Here is a 19,438-nt window from a genome sequence, read left to right on the forward strand (position 1 = left end):
ATGAGACTCTTCGCGGCGGTACTTCCCCCGGCCGATGCGGTGCGTGAACTCGCCCCGGAAGTGGACGCGTTGCGGCGGATGGCGGGCGCGGACGCGCTGCGCTGGACGGGCCGCCCCGGCTGGCACTTCACCCTCGCGTTCTACGGAGAGGTGGCCGAGGACACCGCCGAGGACCTCACGGAGCGCCTGACCCGGGCCGCCCGTCGCACCGGCCCGTTCCCGCTGTCCCTGCGCGGCGGCGGGCACTTCGGCGGGCGCGCCCTGTGGGTGGGGGCGGCGGGGGACACGGACACCATGCGGCTGCTGGCCGGCCGGGCGGAGGCGGCGGGCCGCAAGGCGGGCGTCGAGATGGAGGAGCACCGCCGCTACCGGCCCCACCTGACGGTGGCCCGCAGCCGCGACTCCGCCGACTTCAAGCCGTACGTCGCCGCCCTGGACACCTTTGCCGGGCGGCCCTGGACGGTGGGTGAGTTGTGTCTCGTCCGCAGCAACCTGCCGACGTCGGGGATCCCCGGTGAGCAGCCACGTTACGAGACCCTGGTGAGCATGCCGCTGGGGGCGGGCGACGGGACCGGCCGGGCAGCCGGTTAACCTCGGTGGCGTGAACCCGAAGACCCGTAACCGGATCATGGCCGGTGTGCTCGTGCTGATGTTCGTCGTCGTGGCCCTGGCGGCGGCGGTCGGCTAGCGACCGCCACCGCCGGTGGCCGGACGCGTCGCCCTGCTACCAGGCGAACGCCTCGGGGGACGGCCCCGGCCCCGGGAAGATCTCGTCGAGACCCTCCAGGACCTCCTCCGACAGCTCCAGCTCCACGGCGCGCAGCGCCGACTCCAGCTGCTCCGCCGTGCGCGGGCCCACGATGGGGCCGGTGACACCGGGACGGGTCAGCAGCCAGGCCAGCGCGGCCTCTCCGGGCTCCAGACCGTGCTTCTCGAGCAGGTCCTCGTACGCCTGGATCTGTGTGCGTACGGCCGTGTTGGCGAGGGCGTCGGCGGACCGGCCGCTCGCCCGGCGGCCGCCCTCGACCTCCTTCTTGATCACGCCGCCCAGCAGTCCGCCGTGCAGCGGCGACCAGGGGATGACACCGAGCCCGTACTCCCGCGCTGCCGGGACGACCTCCATCTCGGCGCGCCGCTCGGCCAGGTTGTAGAGGCACTGCTCACTGACCAGGCCGATGGTGCCGTGGCGGCGGGCGGCGATCTCGTTGGCCTGGGCGATCTTGTAGCCGGGGAAGTTGCTGGACCCCACGTAGAGGATCTTTCCCTGCTGCACCAGGACGTCGACCGCCTGCCAGATCTCCTCGAAGGGAGTGGACCGGTCGACGTGGTGGAACTGGTAGACGTCGATGTAGTCGGTCTGGAGCCGCTTGAGGCTCGCCTCGACCGCCCGCCGGATGTTCAGGGCGGAGAGCTTGTCGTGGTTGGGCCACGCGTCGCCCTCGGCGCCCATGTTCCCGTACACCTTGGTGGCGAGCACCGTCCGGTCGCGACGGTCGCCGCCCTGGGCGAACCAGTTCCCGATGATCGATTCCGTACGGCCCTTGTTCTCACCCCAGCCGTACACGTTCGCCGTGTCGAAGTAGTTGATGCCCGAGTCGAGCGCCGCGTCCATGATGGCGTGGCTGTCGGCCTCGTCGGTCTGCGGTCCGAAGTTCATGGTGCCGAGGACGAGCCGGCTGACCTTGAGCCCCGTGCGTCCGAGCTGTGTGTACTTCATGACTCACCAGCCAACGGGGTGGAGTGCGCTCTAGGCAAGAGCGGAGCGCCCGGCGGCGCGCGGGAACGGACTCCCGGAGGAACGTTCTCCGGGCTCCGGATTTGCATTTGCCTGGAAAATGTGGACCCATATCCCGGCTTTTTCGGTGGGGCGAGAAGTTTTGTGCTCACACCCTCGACGCATTCGTCAAGCGCGAGAACCGCCACACGGGTGCGGCGGATTTACCGGCCCTCGGACGGGTGTTGCGGCTGTTAGGGTGAAGGCTCGTCCCGGGGCCGGGTTGTGCCGTTCAGGCACCTCGCCCCGGATTGCAAGTGCGTGGGCGTTCCGTTTCGGATGATTTCCAGGATTCCGTTCGCCCGGCTTTCCGCTCGGAATGCGAATTGACTTATCGAGTCGCCTTCGCTCTCCGGGGAAATGTTTCCAGCCCACCTTTTGGAGTATTTCCATGTCTGCGTCTGTCGGCAGTACGGCTGCCGTCGCCCCCGCCGGGTCGGGCACCTCCGGAGCCGGGTCCGGCCCCGCCCCGGCGCCCCGGGGACGCCACCTCGGTCTCGCCCTCGTCGTCATCGCCGCAGCCCAGCTGATGGTCGTCCTCGACGCCACGATCACCAACATCGCGCTGCCCGCCATCCAGACCGACCTGGGGGTCTCGGACGCCGATCTGGCCTGGGTCGTGAACGCGTACGCCCTCGCCTTCGGCGGTCTGCTGCTGCTCGGCGGCAAGGCCGGGGACCTGTTCGGACGGCGCCTGATGTTCCAGGCGGGCATCGGCGTCTTCACGCTCGCCTCGCTGCTCGGCGGGCTCGCCCCGAACGAGGGGCTGCTCGTCGCCGCCCGCATCCTCCAGGGCGTCGGGGCCGCGCTGGCCGCGCCCAACGCGCTCGCGCTGATCACCACGACCTTTCCCGGGGGCAGGCCGCGCAACACGGCCATGGGCGTGTACGCGGCGATGGGCGGCCTCGGCGCGACGGTCGGGCTGCTGCTGGGAGGTGTCCTGACGGACGTACTGGACTGGCGGTGGGTGTTCTTCGTCAACATTCCCATCGGACTCGCCGTGCTGGCCGGGACCCGCACCCTCGTCGAGGCGGAGCGGCACCCCGGCCGGCTGGACGTGCCCGGTGCCGTCACCGGCACCGGCGGGCTGATCGCGCTCGTGTACGGGATCACGCGGGGCGGTGAGCACGGATGGACCGACGGGCTCACCCTGGCGTCGTTCGTGGTGGCGGCCGTGCTGCTGGCCGGCTTCCTTCTGCTCCAGGCGCGGACCGCCTCCCCGATGATGCCGCCGCGCCTGCTCAAGGACCGCAGCCGGTCGGGCAGTTACGCCACGATGCTCTTCATCGGCGCGGGCATGTTCGCCACCTTCTACTTCCTGACGCTCTACACGCAGCTGATCCTGGGCTACAGCCCGATCAGGACCGGCTTCGCGTTTCTGCCGTTCAGTTTCGGCATGGCCGTCGCGGCGGGGGTCAGTTCGAAGCTGGTCACCCATGTCGCTCCGCGGCTGATCGCCGGGCCGGGGCTGCTGGTCGCGGCCGCCGGCATGTGCTGGTTCGCGACGCTCGCCCCGGACTCCTCGTACGCCGGGCATCTGATGCCCGCCATGTTCGTCACCGCGCTCGGCCTCGGCATGAGCTTCGTGCCGATGACCCTCGGCGCGGTGAGCGGTGTCTCGCACGAGGACACCGGGATCGCCTCCGCGCTGCTCAACACCGCCCAGCAGATCGGCGGCGCGCTCGGTCTGGCTTTCCTGTCGACGGTGTCCACGTCGGCGGCCGACGACCGGCTGCCCGGTGCCGCCGGGGCGCTCTACCGGGGTCTCGCCGCCCACGACTCCGCCCTGGTCGCCCAGGCCGGTGACGCCCTGACCCACGGCTACACGACGGCCTTCGCCGCGGCCGCCGTCCTGTTCCTGGCGGGCCTCGTCGTCACCGGCGTCGCGATCACCGCGGGCAGGCAGCACCAGGGCGAGGGAGCGGCCCCGGTCCACATGGGCTGAGGCCTGGCCACCGGGGCCGGCGGCGTGCGCGGGGCGACCGAACTTCCCTTCGGGGAAATCCAGTTGCTCCGCGCCCGGCGATCCGCTTGGCTCGTCGCCCGTGACCCGACCCGCCGCGCTCGACGCGCTCGTCCGCCCGGACCGCTACCCCCGCTCCTCCGCCTACGACCCCGGCTGGCTGCTCGGTCTCGACATGGGGCCGAACCCGCTGTGGCTGCTGGAGGACCTGGCGCGCGATCTGGACCTCCGGCCGGGCATGCGCGTGCTCGACCTGGGATCGGGGAAGGGGGCGACCTCGGTGTTCCTCGCGCGGGAGTACGGGGTGCGGGTGGTCGCGGCCGACTGGTGGGTCGCGCCGGAGGAGGTCGAACCGGTCCTCGCGGCGGCGGGTGTCGCCGGGGAGGTGACGGCCGTCCGCGCCGAGGCCCATCAACTGCCCTTCGACGAGGAGAGTTTCGACGCGATCGTGAGCGTCGACGCGTTCGAGTACTTCGGCACCGCGGACAGCTATCTGCCGTACCTGGTGAAGTTCCTGCGGCCCGGCGGTCAACTGGGCGTGGCCACGCCCGCGTTGACGCGGGAGATCAGGGAACTCGGTTCGATCCCGGCGCACATCAAGGACGTGGTCGGCTGGGAGGCCATGGCATGGCACACGCCCGACTGGTGGCGGTTCCAGTGGGAGATCACCGAACTCGTGACGGTGACGTCGGCGCGCCTCCAGGAGGACGCCTGGCGCGACTGGCTGCTGTGGACCCGTGCCTGCGCCGAGCACCGGCCGGACGGCCGCGCCGCCCAGCAGCCGGTCATCGACATGCTCACCGCCGACGCGGGAGCCTTCCTGTCCTTCGCCCTGCTGACCGCCCGCAGGCCGGTCGGTCCCTGAGCCCGGACGGCTGCGCGCACGGTGACCGGGAGGCGCCCGGAACCGGTCAGGCGGTCACGGCGGTATAGGGCTCGCCCAGGTCCCAGGCCTGGTACATCGCCTCCGCGAAACCTTCCGCGATCTTGTGCTCGCCGCTCGCGTTCGGGTGGGTGCCGTCGTACGTGTCGAAGGTGATGTCGTACGAGAGGGGCGGGGACGCGAGGAGCAGCGGCGAGCGCGGTTCGTCGAGGTCGGCGACCGTCTTGGCGAGCAGCTCGTTGAAGGAGGCGACCTCGGCGGCGAAGGGGGCGTCGGACTCGGCGCGGACGTTCGGTATCACCGGGAGCAGGACCATGCGGACGCGCGGGTTCGCGGCGCGGGCCTCCTCGACGAAGGTGCGGGCGTTCGCGGCGGTCTGGACGGCGTTCGTGTAGAAGCCGAGGTCGATGAGGCCGAGGGAGACCAGCAGGACGTCGGCGCGCTGCGCGCGGACCGTCTCGCGGATCAGCGGCGCCATGTGCAGCCAGCCCTCGCCCCAGCCGGCCAGGTGGGCGCGGGGGAACTCCGGGTCCGCGTACTCGTGCGAGTCGGGGGAGTTCGTCGCCTTGTCGTAGAGCGTCTCGCGCGGGCCGACGATCTTGAACGGGCCCCCGTACGTCGCGCGCAGGTGCTGCCACATTCGGTAACGCCATGTGTGTTCGCCCGCGCTACCGATCGTCATGGAGTCGCCGACGGGCATGAACCTGAGCATCCGCTCATCATGGACGATCGGTCCGGGTGCCATGCGCCGTCACGGTGTGAGGCTGGACACGCCGTCGTGGGCCCGGGTGGGGCCGGATCGGGCCGGGTGGGGCCGGGTGGGTGCGCCGGGGCCGGTCGGCGTGGCGTGCGGAGGACGGGGCCGACGTGAACGGGCCGGTGGGATGGCAGGCTTGGGCCATGCGCCGATCGCCCTCGTTCCTCTCCGGAGCCGCCGCCGGAGCCGTTGCCGGAGCCGCCCTTGTCCTCGCCCTGGCGGCGCCCGCCCTCGCCGACGACGGGGACGGGGGATTCACCGTCAAGGACCCCCGGATCACCGAGTCCAGCGGTCTCGCCGCCTCGCGCGCCCACCCCGGCATCTACTGGACCCACAACGACAGCGACGACGGGGCCTACCTGTACGCCGTCGACAGCGGGACCGGCCGGACCGTCGCGACGATCACCATGAGCGGGGTCGGCGCGCCCCGGGACGTCGAGGCGATCTCCCTCGGACCCGACGGCGATCTCTATGTCGGCGACATCGGCGACAACCTCGGCGGCACCTGGAACCACGTGTGGATCTACAAGCTGCCCGAGCCCAAGGTGCTCAAGGACCAGACGATCCGTGCCACCCAGTACGTCGTGAAGTACTCCGACGGCCCCCGCAACGCGGAGGCGCTGATGGTGCACCCCAAGACGGGGCGCGTCTACATCGCCGACAAGAACGAGGACGGCGGCCACCTCTACGAGGGGCCCGCCGAGCTCTCCGCCTCCGCCACCAACGTCTTCAAGCCCGTCGCCACCATCGACCTGTGGGTCACCGACGGCGCCTTCTCTCCCGACGGCCGGCAGCTCGCCGTACGCGGCTACTTCGGCGGCATCGCCTACGACTGGAACGGCGGCCGGATCAAGAAGACGGGCCGCCTGAACGTCCCCCTCCAGGGCCAGGGCGAGTCCGTCACCTACACCACCGACGGATCGAAGCTCATGTACGGCAGCGAGGGCGCGGACAGCGCCGTGGAGCCGGAGAGCGCGCCCGGGGCCGGCGGCTCGGACTCCAAGTCGCCCTCCAAGGACGGCGGTTCCGGAGCCGAGGGCGGAAGCGGCGACACCATGAGCGGTGGGGTGAAGATCGGCGCCATCGCGGTCGCCGCCCTCTTCGCCGTGGTCTTCGGGTTCAAGAGGCTGCTGCGCCGCGACTGAGGGACGTCCGCCCGGCCGCTCCTCGACGGAAAAGGGGCGCCCGGCACGTTCACGCGCCGGACGCCCCTGATCTCGTAGGAACGGTTACAGCTTCTCGATCACGTAGTCGATGCAGCGGGTCAGCGCCTCGACGTCCGCCGGGTCGATCGCCGGGAACATGGCGACGCGCAGCTGGTTGCGGCCGAGCTTGCGGTAGGGCTCGGTGTCGACGATGCCGTTGGCGCGCAGGGCCTTGGCGACGGCGGCGGCGTCGATCTCGTCGGCGAAGTCGATGGTGCCGATGACCTGCGAGCGCTTGGCCGCGTCCGTCACGAACGGGGTGGCGTACTTGCTGTCCTCGGCCCAGCGGTAGAGGCGGCTCGAGGAGTCCTTCGTCCGGGCCGCCGACCAGGCGAGGCCGCCCTGGCCGTTGATCCACTCCAGCTGCTCGTTGAGCAGGAAGAGGGTGGCGAGGGCCGGGGTGTTGTACGTCTGGTTCTTGCGGGAGTTGTCGATCGCCGTGGGCAGCGAGAAGAACTCCGGGATGTGGCGGCCGGAGGCGTGGATACGCTCGGCGCGCTCGATCGCGGCCGGGGAGAACACGGCGATCCACAGGCCGCCGTCGGAGGCGAAGGACTTCTGCGGGGCGAAGTAGTAGACGTCGGTCTCGGCGATGTCGACGGGCAGGCCGCCCGCGCCGGAGGTGGCGTCCACCAGGACGAGGGAGCCCTCGTCGGCGCCCTGCACCCGCTTGATCGGGGCGGCGACACCGGTCGAGGTCTCGTTGTGGGTGAAGGCGTAGGCGTCGACGCCCGCCTCGGCGACCGGCTCGGGGTGCGTGCCCGGGTCGGAGGAGACCACGGTCGGCTCGGCGAGCCACGGGGCGAGCTTGGCCGCCTTCGCGAACTTGGAGGAGAACTCGCCGAACGTGAGGTGCTGCGACTTGTTCTCGATCAGGCCGTGCGTCGCGACGTCCCAGAACGCGGTGGAGCCGCCGTTGCCGAGGACCACCTCGTACCCGTCGGGCAGGGAGAACAGCTCGCGCACGCCCTCGCGCACCTTGCCGACCAGGTTCTTGACCGGGGCCTGGCGGTGGGACGTGCCGAGCAGAGAGCTACCGGTCGCGGCCAGCGCGTCCAGAGCCTCCGTCCGCACCTTGGAGGGGCCAGCGCCGAATCGTCCGTCGGCGGGCTTGATGTCAGCGGGGATCTGGATATCAGCCACGCCGGGAGCCTAGCCGTTCCGGGAAACCTCGTCGAAACGTCGTCCGGCGGCTGAGACGGGGCGGGTTGACGGCCGCCGCCGGAGGGGCCGTGACGGGCCCCTCCGGCGGCGCGGCTCATTCGGCGATCAGCCGCACCGGCAGTTCGAACAGGTCGTTCTGGGTCACCACCGGCTTGTTGCGGAGCTCCGCCACCGGGACGGCCAGGTCCAGGGACGGGAAGCGCTCGTACAGGGCGGGGAGGGCGACGCCGGCCTCCAGGCGGGACAGGGCCGCGCCGGGGCAGACGTGGGGTCCGTGGCCGAAGGAGATGTGCCGGTTCTTGCTGGTGCGGCTGACGTCGAAGTCGCCCGCCGTCGGACCGTGGGCGTTCTCGTCGCGGCCGATCGCGCCGTACGACACGATCAGCGCGTCGCCCGCCGGGATCACCTTGTCGCCGACCGGGACGTCCTCCGTCGCGAAGCGGATGAGGACGTGCGAGGTCGGCGTGGCGTAGCGCAGGGTCTCCTCGACGACCGCGGACCAGTCGGCCTCGCCGGCGAGGACGAGGGCGCGCTGGTCGGGGTGGGCGGAGAGGTTGACCACCGCGTTGACGATCAGGGAGATCGTCGTCTCGTGGCCCGCCGCGACCATCAGCTGGAGGGTGGAGACGATCTCGGCGTCGGTGAGGTGGTCGCCGTCCTCGGAGGCCAGGATCAGCGCGCTGGTCAGGTCGTCGCCCGGCTCGGCGCGCTTGGCCGCCACCGTCTCCGCCATGATCCCGGCCAGCTCGGTGAGGGTCGCGATGACCTCCGCGGGCGGGGTCTGCGTCGAGAAGAACTTCTCGAAGAGCTCCTTCAGACGCGGCAGCCGGGACTCCTCGATGCCCATGAGGTCGGCGATGACGTACATGGGCAGGGGGTAGGCGAAGTCGGCCTTCAGGTCGACGACCTCGCCCGTGAGGTTGTCGAGCAGACTCTCCGTCAGCTTCGAGATCCGCTCCCGCATCTGCTCCACCCGTCGCGGCGTCAGCGCCTGTGCCACCAGGGTGCGCATCCGCCGGTGGTCCGCGCCGTCCACCGTGAGCATGGAGCGGCCGGGGTTGGCGAGCCCGATCAGCGGCCAGTCGGGGGCGATCTCGCCACGCTGCCAGGCGCCCCAGACGTTGATGTCCTTCACCAGACGGGGGTCCGTGAGCAGGGCGCGCGCCTCGGCGTGGTGGGTGACCGCCCACACCGGCACACCGCCGGGCAGTTCGACGGCGGCGAGCGGCCCCGCTGCGCGCAGCGCGGCGCTCTCGCCGTCGAGGTCGGTGACGAAGGGGTCCAGGACTATGCGGGTCTCTTCGGTACCGGTGGTCATGCGGGGGTGCCTCCAGGGGCTGAAGTGGGAGTAATGCGTCTTCCCGGGGCAGGGGAGAGCCCCGGACCCCGGCCGGACAGCGTGCCGGCCGGGCGCAACGGCGTCTCAGAGGACAGGTACGGGCGTGAACCGCACGGGCAGTTCGGTCAGGCCCCGCAGCCAGGGGGAGGGGCGCCGGGCCAGTGACTCGGCGGGCACGGCCAGGTCGATGTCCGGCAGCCGGTCCAGGACGACCTCGATCCCGGTGCGCGCGATGACCTCGGCGACCTCCTGTGCCGGGAACGGGCAGCGGTGCTCTCCGTGACCGAAGGAGAAGTGGGCGTTGTTGCCGCCGGTGAGGGCGGAACTGTCGGTGCGGACCTGGGGGTCGGAGTTGGCGCCCTGCAGGCCGAGCAGCAGCAGATCGCCGGCGCGGACCCGGCGGCCGCCGAGCTGGGTGTCGCGGGAGGCCCAGCGCCCGGCCACGTTCTGGGTGGGGGTGTCCTCCCACAGCACCTCGTTCATGGCCTCGGGGACGCTGTGCCGGCCGCCGAACAGCGAGGCCGCGAACCGGTCGTCGGTGAGCATCAGACGCAGCGAGTTGCCGATCCAGTCGGCGGTCGGCTGGTGACCGGCGGCCATCATGACCATCAGGTCCTGGGCGATCTCCTCGTCGCTGAAGCCCGAGGCGTCCGCGAGCATCCGGGAGACGACGTCGTTCGCCGGTGTCTCCTTGCGGTCGGCGAGCAACTGCGCCATGGAGGCGGCGAGATGCTGCTGTCCGGCCAGCGCGCCCTCGCGCCCGTTGATCATGTCGTTCAGGGCGGTCACCAGGCCCGGACCCTGCTCGTCCGCGAAGCCGTAGAGCGTGGCGAGGACCCGTACGGGGAGCAGTGCCGCGTAGTCGCCGATGATGTCCGTCTCACCCTTGGCGCAGACCGCGTCGATCAGCTCGTCGGCGAACTTCTCGGCCTGGGAGCGCAGTTCGGAGGGGTCCACGGCTTCGAGGGCGTTGCTGATCATCGCGGCGCGCTCGCGGTGGCGCTCGCCGACGGTGTACAGGATGGAGGGCTGCTTGCGGCCGATCATCGGCAGCAGCGGCCAGTCGTCGGGGATGCGGTCCCACTGGCTCCACAGGTCCGAGTCCCGGCTGAACAGCTGAGGATCGCCGGTGACCTGGTGCAGCTCGCGGTAGCCCAGCACCAGCCAGGCCGGAATGTCGCCGTCGAGGACGACCGGTACGACGGAACCGTGCTCGCGCCGCATCTCCCGGTACAGCTCGGCGGGTTCGGTCTGGAACCGTGGCCCGCTCAGGGGTACGGGCGCGGGTGCGGGTGTGGGGGTCACAGCGCCAACTCCGGGGATTGAAGGGCGCCTTCCTCGGCCGGGGCGCCGGGACGGACGTAGAGGGACTGGATGTGCTCCACCAGCGTGATCAGCACCCGCTTGCTGGACTCCCGGGAGCGGGCGTCGCAGTCGATCAGCGGCACGTGCGGGTCGAGGTCGAGGGCCTCGCGGATCTGCGCCGGGGTGTGCGGGGGGCCGCCGAAGTCGTTGCAGGCCACGATGAACGGCGTGCCGTGGTGCTCCAGCCGGTCGATGGCGTACCAGGAGTCGTCGATACGGCGTGTGTCGACCAGGACGATCGCTCCGAGCGTGCCGGAGAACAGCCGGTCCCACAGGAACCAGAACCGTTCCTGACCGGGCGCGCCGAACAGGTACAGGACGTTGTGGGCGTCCAGCGTGATGCGCCCGAAGTCGAAGGCGACGGTGGTCGCGGTCTTGCCGCGCACCTCGCTGATGTCGTCGACGGCCGCGCCGGCCTGCGTCATGGTCTCCTCGGTGTTGAGGGGACGTATCTCGCTGACCGAGCGGACCAGGGTCGTCTTGCCGACGCCGAAGCCGCCCACGATCACGATCTTGAGGCCGTTGTCGGCCGACGCCGACAGGGGCGCACGGGCGTCAGAGGTTACGGAGTCCAACGAGCACCTGCTCCAGAATGTCGGGATCGGGAAGACCTGAAGGAACAGTGGTGTGCGGGTGACGGGCGCTGACGCGGCCCGCGGAGAGCAGGTCGGAGAGCAGGATGCGGGTGATCGACACCGGCAGGTTCAGCTCCGCCGCGATCTCCACGACCGCCGTCGGCCGCTCGCACATCCGCAGGATCGCGGCGTGCTCGGACTGCATGCCCACCACCGGATCGCACTCGGCGACCACCAGTGTCACCAGGTCGAAGGGGGTGTCGGGCCCGGACCGGCTACGTCCTCCGGTGAGGGTGTACAGCCGGTCGGGCGCGTCGTCCCTGCCGGGACGGCTCATGACGTCCGCGGCGGCGCGCTGAGGTACTCGCCGAGCTGTTCCACGAGTTCGCTCATGTTGTGCCCGACGAGTCCGGCGTCGGCGTCCTCGGCGGTGACGACGGCGAGGTGCGCGCCGTCGCCGGCCTCCACGATGAACAGCACCCCTCCGTAGAACTCGGCCATCGCCGAGCGCACGCCCCCGCTGCCGTCGCCGAACTCCACGGACGCGCCGTGGGACAGCGACTGGATGCCGGCGGCGATCGCGGCGAGCTGGTCGGCCTGGTCGACCGACAGCTCCGGAGTGCGGCACAGCTTCAGGCCGTCGCGGGAGAGCACGAGCGCGTGCCGTGCGCCCGGGGTGCGCTCAAGGAGGCCCTCGATGAGCCAGGTGAGCTTCTCGTCGGCGGTGATGGTGCCGGTCATGGGGTGGTGTCGCCTTCCGGGAACGAATGCTGGGTGGGGGTGGTGGAAGTGGCGGGGGCGGCGTCCCGTACGGCGGCTTCGTCGCGGGGGTCGTCCGTGCCGCGCTCGTCGTCGGCGGCGCGTCCGGGCCGCGGGTCCGGACCGGGCTCCTCGGCCCGCACCCGGTTCCCGGCCGGTGCGGGACCTTCGGCCCGTGCGGCTTCGGGGGCGCCCGGTGCCGTGCCGCGTACCGCCTGGCGGAAGCTGCCGAAGCGGGCGGCCGACCGGGTCTTGGGGTCTTCGCCGGTACGCGGTTCGGGGGCGGCCGGGGGTGTCGCGTGCGAGCGGCTGCGCTCGGCGTGGGCGAGGGTGCGTCCGCGACGGCGCTTGGGCAGGCCGCCGGTGGCCGCGGGGCCCTGCTCGTGCCGGGGCGAGTCGTGGGTCGGGACGGGGTCCGGGTCGAGGTCGTCGCCCGCGCGGGCGGCGGCGTACGACACGGGGGTCGCCGGGGATTCCCGGGGCGGCCGGGTCTCCTGCGCGCCCTGCGGCCGCTCGGGCTCCGGCGATCCCTGGTCGGTCCGGGACCGTGGCGCGGAGCTGTGGCCGTCGACGGCCGTCGGGGCCGGCAGGGCGGGCTCCTCCGGGACCGGGGCCGTGCCGAGCGGGAGGTTCGGCAGGGTGAGGAGGTCCTGCGGGATCAGGACGAGGACGCCGGTGCCGCCGCGGGCGGAGGGCCGGAAGGAGACCTTCAGGCCGTACTTGCGGGCCAGTCGGCCGACCACCGAGAGACCGAGACGGGTGCCGGTGAGGCCGCCGAGCCCGGACCGGGGCCCGACGATGCCGGTGACGGCGCGTTCGGCGCGGCGCAGCTGGACTTCGCCCATCACCAGGCCGCTGTCCTCGACGGAGACGATGACGCCCGCCGGGACCTCCTCGACGTACACGTGGACTTCGGCGGTCGGGGGCGAGAAGTTGGCTGCGTTGTCGAGGAGTTCGGCGAGTGCGTGCATCACGCCCTCGGCGGCGTGTCCGGCGACGGCGGCCTCGCTGGCGGAGTGGACGCGCACGCGCTGGTAGCCGCCGATGCGGCCCATGGCGCCGCGCAGGATCGACTCCATGACGATCGGGCGGGCCCAGCGGCGTCCCGAGCGCGCGCCCGTCAGGACGGCGACGGAGTCGGCGAGGCGGCCCGCCTGGGCGGTGCGGTGGTCGAGGTGGAGGAGGTCGGCGAGGACGTCCTCGTCGGAGTGCCTCTCCTCCATGGCCCGCAGGTCGGCGAGCATGCCGGTGGACAGCGCCTGCATGCGTCCGGCCGCGTTGGCGGTCGCCGAGATCGCGGCGGCGCGGTCGCCGACGGCCTGCCGGGCGCGCTCGGAGAGTTCGGCGTTGCGCTCGGTGAGCCGGTCGCGGTCGCCGGTGAGCAGTTCCCGCTCCTCGGCGAACTCCTCGGTGAGGCGGGCGCGTTCGCGTGCGGCGGCCTCGGTCAGGCGGATCCGGTCCTGGGCGGCGGCCTCGGCCGCGCGGGCGCGTTCGCGGGCGGCGTCGTCGAGCAGCCGGGCCCGCTCCTGGTTGAACTCCTCGGTCAGCCGGGCCCGTTCCTGCAGGAGCCGGCCGGCGTCCTGGGTCACGTTGTCGAGGCGACGGCGTACCAGTCGTGTGGTCTGCACGGCGCGGGCGGCCACGATCACGGCCACGCACAGCAGTACCGCGGCGGTGCCCGTTCCCCAGGCGAGGGGGACGCGCGCCGGTTCGGGGGCCAGCAGGACGGCGGCCACCACCGCGATCGCGGCCGGGACGGCGGCGGTCAGCGCGGCGGGTGCGGTGGCGCGCAGGGCGGGTCGTTCGCCGGAGGGCAGGGGCGGGGTCATCAATCGGTCCTCGGTCGTGTTCCTGGGGGGAGAACGTGTCCTCGGTCGTGTCCTCGGTCGGTCCTGGGCGAGAAGCGACACCTGGTGCTCAACTCGCGGTCACTATATGGGAGTTCGTGATCGGATTGGGAAGGTTCGGGAAGCGGTTTCATGATCGCCCCCGCATATCGGGGCCTTTCGGGTGCGCGGCCGGGCGGCCGGTACCCGTGCCCGGCGGCATCCTGGAGACATGACGGATCTGGGTGGACGGCCGGACGGACTGCCGGAGGGGCGACCCGGGGGGAGGCCTCCGGGACGGACCCGGGGACGGACCGGTGGACGGCTCGGCGGACCACCCGGGCTCGATCCGGACGGGCTTCCCGAGGGGGCACCGAAAGGGCTCCCGGAGAAACTGCGGTCCGAGCTGGTGAAGGCCGTGCGCGGCGAGGTCTCCTTCGACGCCACGGCACGGGCGCTGACCACCATGGACGCCTCCAACTACCGGCGCGTACCGCTCGGCGTCGTGGCCCCGCGCGACGCCGACGACGTGACCGCGGCCCTCGCCGTGTGCCGCGCCCACGGGGTGCCCGTCGTGCCGCGCGGCGGCGGCACCTCGATCGCCGGACAGGCCACGGGCACCGGAGTCGTCCTGGACTTCACCCGCCACATGAACCGGATCGTCGCGCTCGACCCGGACGCCCGTACGGCCGTCGTCCAGCCCGGTGCCGTCCTCGACCGCCTCCAGGAAGCCGCCGCCCCGCACGGCCTGCGCTTCGGCCCCGACCCCTCCACCCACAGCCGCTGCACCCTCGGCGGAATGATCGGCAACAACTCCTGCGGCTCCCACTCGGTCGCCTGGGGCACCACGGCGGACAACGTGCGGGAACTGTCGGTCGTCGGCGCGCGCGGGCGGTCGTTCCGCCTCGGCCGGGACGGGCAGGGCGCCCCGGACGGCCTCCAGGCCCTGGTCGAGAGCGAGTTGGCGCTGCTGAGGACCGGCTTCCCGGACCTCCCGCGACGGATCTCCGGGTACGCCCTCGACGCGCTCCTGCCCGAGCGGGGCGCGGACGTGGCCCGCGCCTTCTGCGGCTCCGAGGGCACCTGGGGCGTTCTCACCGAAGCGGTCGTACGACTGGTCGAGGCCCCCCGCGCGCGGGCCCTGGCCGTCCTCGCCTACCCCGACGAGAGCGCGGCGGCCGACGCCGCCGCCGGTCTGCTGCCGCACCGGCCGCTGACCGTGGAGGGGATGGCCGCCGATCTCGTACGCGCCGACGCGGGACTGCCGCGCGGCGGGGCCTGGCTGTTCGTGGAGACGGGCGGCGGGTCACCGGCGGAGGCACGCGCGCGTGCGGACGCGATCGTGCGGGCGGCGGACGTACGGGACTCCCTGGTGGTCACCGATCCGGCGGGGCAGCGGGCGCTGTGGCGGCTGCGGGAGGACGCGAGCGGCACGGCGACCCGGATGCCGGACCCCGGGAACGGCTCCCCGCCCGGCCGGGGCCGCGGCCCCGGCGGCGAGGCATGGCCCGGCTGGGAGGACTGCGCCGTGCCGCCCGCCCGGCTGGGCGCCTATCTCCGGGACTTCCGGCGACTGCTCGCGGAGCACGGGCTGCGCGGCACGCCGTACGGGCACTTCGGCGACGGCTGCATCCACGTCCGGATCGACTTCGACCTGATCTCCACGGCGGGCGTCGCCCGCTTCCGCCGCTTCTCGGAGGAGGTCGCCCGCCTCGTCGTCTCCCACGGCGGCTCCCTGTCCGGCGAGCACGGGGACGGGCAGGCCCGCGCGGAACTGCTGCCGGAGATGTACGGCGCCGAGATGGTCGGCCTCTTCGAACGGGCGAAGGACCTCTGGGACCCGGACGGCCTGCTCAACCCCGGCATGCTCGTCCGCCCGCACCGGCTGGACGAGAACCTGCGGTTCGCGGTGCTGCCGCACCGCCCGGTGGACGTGGAGTTCGGCTACCCGGCGGACGGCGGCGACTTCTCGGCGGCGGTGCGCCGCTGCGTGGGCGTCGCCAAGTGCCGTACGGCCTCCGTGCCGGGCGGCGCGGAGGTCATGTGTCCCTCCTTCCGCGCGACCGGCGAGGAGGCGCACTCCACGCGCGGGCGGGCCCGGCTGCTGCACGAGATGCTGGCCGGCGAGATCGTCACCGGCGGATGGCGTTCGACGGAGGTCCGCGACGCGCTGGACCTGTGCCTGTCGTGCAAGGGATGCCGGTCCGACTGCCCGGTCGGCGTCGACATGGCCACCTACAAGGCGGAGTTCCTCCACCACCACTACGCGGGCCGCCGCCGCCCCGCCGCGCACTACGCCATGGGCCGGCTCCCGGCCTGGCTCGCGGCGGTCACCCGCACCCGCTCGGCACGGCTCGTCAACTCCCTCGCGTCCCTGCGCCCGTTGGCCGCCCTCGCCAAGCGCCTGGGCGGGATCGCGCCCGAACGGGAGATCCCGCGCCTGGCGCCGGAGACGTTCAGCCAGTGGTGGTCGAGACGGTTCCGGGACCGGGTACGGGCGTACGTGCGCCGGGGACGCGAGGGCGGGGCCGGGGCGCGGCGGGACGCGGACGAGCTGTTCCCGGGCTTCGGCGGGAGGACGGTCCTCGTATGGCCGGACACCTTCACCGAACACCTGGCACCCTCCGTCGGACGCGCGGCCGTACGGGTACTGGAGGCCGCGGGACTGACCGTGCTGCTGCCCCCGCGGACGGTGATGCGGCACGGGCCCATCGGCGACGGGGTCACCCGGGGTCCCCTCCGCCTCACCACACTGCTGCCGCGCCGCCGCCGGCGCGTCTGCTGCGGACTGACGTACGTCTCGACCGGCCAGCTCGACCGCGCCCGCACCGTGCTGCGCCGCACCCTCGACCTCATGGAGCCCTACCTCGACCTGGAGGACCTCTCGGTCGTCGTCCTGGAACCGAGCTGCGCCGCCGCGCTGCGCACGGACCTCCCCGAGCTGCTGCACGACGACCCGCGCGCGGCGCGGCTGGCGGCGGCCGTGGTGACCTTCGCGGAGGCACTGGAACGGCACGCGCCGGGCTGGACACCGCCCCGCATCGACCGCCCGGCCGTCGGCCAGACGCACTGCCACCAGCACGCGGTCCTCGGCGACGCCGCCGAACGGCGCCTGCGCGACGCGGCCGGCCTGACCGGCACTCTCGCCGGGGGCTGCTGCGGTCTCGCGGGCAACTTCGGCTTCGAGAAGGGCCATGAGGAGGTGTCGAAGGCCTGCGCCGAGGAACAGCTGCTCCCGGCCGTCCGGGCGGCCGACGACACCGCGGTGATCCTCGCCGACGGCTACTCCTGCCGCACCCAGCTGGCCCACCTGACCGACCGGCGCGGCCGCCACCTGGCGGAGGTGCTGGCGGAAGCCCTGGAGAACGGTTCGCGGGGCGACGAGCCGGCGGGATCCGCGTAAGTACGCTGGCGATTCCACCGACCCGAGGACTTCGAGGAGCCGTGCGCATGAGCCTCCGCCTGCAGGCGATCACCCGTGACGAACATCTGGCGTTCGTCCGCTCGCGGCCCTCGGCCAGCCATATGCAGGTGCCGTCCTGGGGCGACGTGAAGCCCGACTGGCGCGCGGAGAGCCTCGGCTGGTTCGACGAGGACGGACGGCTCCAGGGGGCCGGCCTCGTGCTGCTGCGGCCCCTGCCGAAGGTCAAGCGGTACCTCGCGTATCTGCCCGAGGGCCCGGTCATCGACTGGCACGCCCCGGACCTTGCCGAACGCTGGCTCCGGCCGATGCTGGCGCATCTCAAGTCACGCGGCGCGTTCAGCGTGAAGATGGGCCCGCCCGTGGTCGCGCGCCGCTGGAGCGCCGACGCGGTCAAGACGGCCATCGCCGATCCGGCCGCCCGGCGGCTGGGCGAGGTGACGGCGACCTCGCGGGAGCCGGGGGCCGCCGAGATCGCCGAGCGGCTGCGGGGCATGGGCTGGCAGCGGACCGAGCCGGGCGGCGAGGACGGTTTCGCGGCGGGGCAGCCCCGCTACGTCTTCCAGGTCCCCTTCGCCGGACGGTCCCTGGAGGAGATCCACAAAGGCCTCAACCAGCAGTGGCGGCGCAACATCAAGAAGGCCGACAAGGCCGGGGTCCAGGTGGTCCGGGGCGGCTACGACGACCTGCCCGCCTTCTACGAGCTGTACGCGGAGACGGCGGAGCGCGACCGTTTCATCCCGCGCCCGCTCGGCTACTTCCAGCGGATGTGGACCGCGCTGACGGCCGAGGACCCCGACCGCATGCGGCTCTATCTCGCCCAGCACGAGGGTGACGTCCTCGCCGCGGCCACCATGCTGACCGTCGGCACCCACGTCTGGTACTCCTACGGCGCCTCCACCGGCCGCAAGCGTGAGGTCCAGCCCAACAACGCCATCCAGTGGCGCATGATGACCGACGCCCACGCGCTCGGCGCCGCCGTCTACGACTTCCGCGGCATCACCGACACCCTGGACGAGACCGACCACCTCGTCGGCCTCCTCCGCTTCAAGGCGGGCGCGGGCGGCGAGGCGGCGGAGTACCTCGGAGAGTGGGACTTCCCCATCAACCGGCTCCTGCACAAGGCCCTCGACCTGTACATGACCCGCCGCTGACCACCGGGCCGGGGCCGGGGTGCGGCCCCCGGTCCCGCTATCCGTCCAGGTTCGTCTCGAGGCCCTTGGCCTTCCCGCGGCCCACCTGGGTGCGCACCGCGCCCATGCTCGCCGCGATGACCAGGGCGATGGCGAGGGACTCGGTGAGGGAGAGGGCCTGGTCCAGGACGAGGAAGCCGGCGGTGGCGGCCACGGCCGGTTCCAGGCTCATCAGGATGGCGAAGGTGGAGGCGGGGAGGCGGCGCAGGGCGAGGAGCTCGAGGGTGTAGGGGAGGACCGAGGAGAGCATGGCCACCGCGGCTCCCAGGGCGACCGTCGTCGGGACGAGGAGCTTCGAGCCCGACTCGACGATCCCGAGCGGCAGGAACACCACCGCCGCGACCACCATGGCCAGGGCGAGGCCGTCGGCCTGGGGGAAGCGTCTGCCCGTCCGCGCGCTGAAGATGATGTACGCCGCCCACATGGCGCCCGCGCCCAGGGCGAAGGCGACACCCGCGGGGTCGAGGCTGCTGAAGCCTCCGCCGCCGCCGAGCAGGAACACGCCGCCGAGGGCGAGGCCCGCCCAGAGCAGGTTCACGGCGCGGCGGGAGGTGAGGACGGAGAGGGCGAGCGGGCCGAGGACTTCGAGCGTGACGGCCGTGCCGAGCGGGATGCGGGCGACCGCCTGGTAGAAGAGGCCGTTCATCGCGGCCATGGTGAAGCCGAAGACGACCACCGTGTTCCAGTCGGCGCGCGAGTGTCCGCGCACCTTCGGGCGGCAGACCAGCAGCAGCACGATCGCGGCCACCACCAGTCGCAGCGTCACCACGCCGAGGGCGCCCACCCTGGGCATCAGGCTCACCGCGAGAGCCCCGCCGAACTGCACGGAGATCCCTCCGGCGAGCACCAGGCCCACGGGCCCGAGGGCGCCACGCCGACCGGAACCGCCCGCCGTGGGCGCACCGGCCGCGGGCGCGGGCGCCAGGGCGGGGGCGGCCGAGGCCGGGGAGGACGGGGCGGCGCTGGGGGTGTTCACGGGACCTTCCAGGGGATCGACGCGTTCGTTCATCATACTGCACCTGCGGGTCCAGAGTAATGGACTCGGTCAGGCGTGTGAACTCGTTATGCAACTGTCTCAAAGAATCGCCCGGGCCGCCCGAGGGGGCGCGCGCCCGCGCCAGGTGTCCGAGTGCGGGTGTCCGGGCCCCGTCCGGCACGCCGCGCGTAGCGTCGCCGGGCGGAACCGCTCGTCGGTAGCTTCCGTGCCGGACCTC

16 protein-coding genes are annotated in these 19,438 nt (G+C 72.6%); 6 read left to right on the forward strand and 10 right to left on the reverse strand.

Going from position 1 to position 19,438, the window contains the following annotated elements:
• Complete coding sequence (thpR, locus tag OOK38_RS15635) at window positions 1-591, forward strand: RNA 2',3'-cyclic phosphodiesterase (RefSeq protein WP_266759939.1); 591 nt, start codon at window positions 1-3, stop codon at window positions 589-591.
• Window positions 592-724: 133 nt separating this feature from the next.
• Here the strand turns inward: thpR and OOK38_RS15640 are convergent, their stop codons facing one another.
• On the reverse strand, window positions 725-1,717 hold the full coding sequence (locus tag OOK38_RS15640; RefSeq protein ID WP_266759937.1) for an aldo/keto reductase: 993 nt from the start codon (window positions 1,715-1,717) through the stop codon (window positions 725-727).
• 448 nt (window positions 1,718-2,165) lie between these two features.
• Here OOK38_RS15640 and OOK38_RS15645 point away from each other — a divergent pair, with 448 nt between their 5' ends.
• Together OOK38_RS15645 and OOK38_RS15650 are read left to right on the forward strand one after the other, a co-directional pair.
• Window positions 2,166-3,719 (forward strand): MFS transporter, encoded by a 1,554-nt coding sequence (locus OOK38_RS15645; RefSeq protein ID WP_266759935.1) that lies wholly within the window; start codon window positions 2,166-2,168, stop codon window positions 3,717-3,719.
• Window positions 3,720-3,819: 100 nt separating this feature from the next.
• Window positions 3,820-4,602, forward strand: a complete 783-nt coding sequence (locus OOK38_RS15650; protein WP_266759933.1) for a cyclopropane-fatty-acyl-phospholipid synthase family protein — start codon at window positions 3,820-3,822, stop codon at window positions 4,600-4,602.
• 46 nt (window positions 4,603-4,648) lie between these two features.
• Here the strand turns inward: OOK38_RS15650 and OOK38_RS15655 are convergent, their stop codons facing one another.
• Complete coding sequence (locus OOK38_RS15655; protein WP_266759931.1) at window positions 4,649-5,332, reverse strand: SGNH/GDSL hydrolase family protein; 684 nt, start codon at window positions 5,330-5,332, stop codon at window positions 4,649-4,651.
• A 188-nt stretch (window positions 5,333-5,520) separates the two neighbouring features.
• On the opposite strand from OOK38_RS15655, the gene OOK38_RS15660 reads away from it, so the two are divergent.
• Window positions 5,521-6,522 (forward strand): WD40 repeat domain-containing protein, encoded by a 1,002-nt coding sequence (locus OOK38_RS15660; RefSeq protein ID WP_266759929.1) that lies wholly within the window; start codon window positions 5,521-5,523, stop codon window positions 6,520-6,522.
• 84 nt (window positions 6,523-6,606) lie between these two features.
• On the opposite strand, the gene serC is transcribed toward OOK38_RS15660, so the two are convergent.
• From serC to OOK38_RS15695, 7 genes are all read right to left on the reverse strand, one after another.
• Window positions 6,607-7,725 carry a phosphoserine transaminase gene (serC, locus tag OOK38_RS15665; RefSeq protein ID WP_266759927.1) on the reverse strand — a complete coding sequence of 373 codons (1,119 nt, stop codon included), beginning with the start codon at window positions 7,723-7,725 and terminating at the stop codon, window positions 6,607-6,609.
• A 115-nt stretch (window positions 7,726-7,840) separates the two neighbouring features.
• Window positions 7,841-9,064, reverse strand: a complete 1,224-nt coding sequence (locus tag OOK38_RS15670; protein WP_266759925.1) for a cytochrome P450 — start codon at window positions 9,062-9,064, stop codon at window positions 7,841-7,843.
• A gap of 105 nt (window positions 9,065-9,169) precedes the next feature.
• On the reverse strand, window positions 9,170-10,390 hold the full coding sequence (locus OOK38_RS15675; protein WP_266759923.1) for a cytochrome P450: 1,221 nt from the start codon (window positions 10,388-10,390) through the stop codon (window positions 9,170-9,172).
• Window positions 10,387-10,992 (reverse strand): ATP/GTP-binding protein, encoded by a 606-nt coding sequence (locus OOK38_RS15680; protein WP_266765741.1) that lies wholly within the window; start codon window positions 10,990-10,992, stop codon window positions 10,387-10,389. Before OOK38_RS15680 ends, OOK38_RS15675 begins: the two co-directional genes overlap by 4 nt.
• A 13-nt stretch (window positions 10,993-11,005) precedes the next feature.
• Window positions 11,006-11,362 (reverse strand): DUF742 domain-containing protein, encoded by a 357-nt coding sequence (locus tag OOK38_RS15685; protein ID WP_266759921.1) that lies wholly within the window; start codon window positions 11,360-11,362, stop codon window positions 11,006-11,008.
• Complete coding sequence (locus tag OOK38_RS15690; RefSeq protein ID WP_266759919.1) at window positions 11,359-11,766, reverse strand: roadblock/LC7 domain-containing protein; 408 nt, start codon at window positions 11,764-11,766, stop codon at window positions 11,359-11,361. Before OOK38_RS15690 ends, OOK38_RS15685 begins: the two co-directional genes overlap by 4 nt.
• On the reverse strand, window positions 11,763-13,613 hold the full coding sequence (locus tag OOK38_RS15695; RefSeq protein ID WP_266759918.1) for an ATP-binding protein: 1,851 nt from the start codon (window positions 13,611-13,613) through the stop codon (window positions 11,763-11,765). The genes OOK38_RS15690 and OOK38_RS15695 overlap by 4 nt, the downstream gene beginning before the upstream one ends.
• Before the next feature lie 463 nt (window positions 13,614-14,076).
• On the opposite strand from OOK38_RS15695, the gene OOK38_RS15700 reads away from it, so the two are divergent.
• Complete coding sequence (locus tag OOK38_RS15700; RefSeq protein ID WP_266849343.1) at window positions 14,077-17,013, forward strand: FAD-binding and (Fe-S)-binding domain-containing protein; 2,937 nt, start codon at window positions 14,077-14,079, stop codon at window positions 17,011-17,013.
• A 47-nt stretch (window positions 17,014-17,060) separates the two neighbouring features.
• Window positions 17,061-18,185 (forward strand): peptidoglycan bridge formation glycyltransferase FemA/FemB family protein, encoded by a 1,125-nt coding sequence (locus tag OOK38_RS15705; protein WP_266759916.1) that lies wholly within the window; start codon window positions 17,061-17,063, stop codon window positions 18,183-18,185.
• Window positions 18,186-18,222: 37 nt separating this feature from the next.
• On the opposite strand, the gene OOK38_RS15710 is transcribed toward OOK38_RS15705, so the two are convergent.
• Window positions 18,223-19,200 carry a DMT family transporter gene (locus tag OOK38_RS15710; RefSeq protein WP_266759914.1) on the reverse strand — a complete coding sequence of 326 codons (978 nt, stop codon included), beginning with the start codon at window positions 19,198-19,200 and terminating at the stop codon, window positions 18,223-18,225.
• Between the last annotated feature and the right edge of the window lie 238 nt (window positions 19,201-19,438).

Origin of the sequence: Streptomyces sp. NBC_00568 (assembly GCF_026341855.1) — a bacterium.
Lineage (GTDB): Bacteria > Actinomycetota > Actinomycetes > Streptomycetales > Streptomycetaceae > Streptomyces.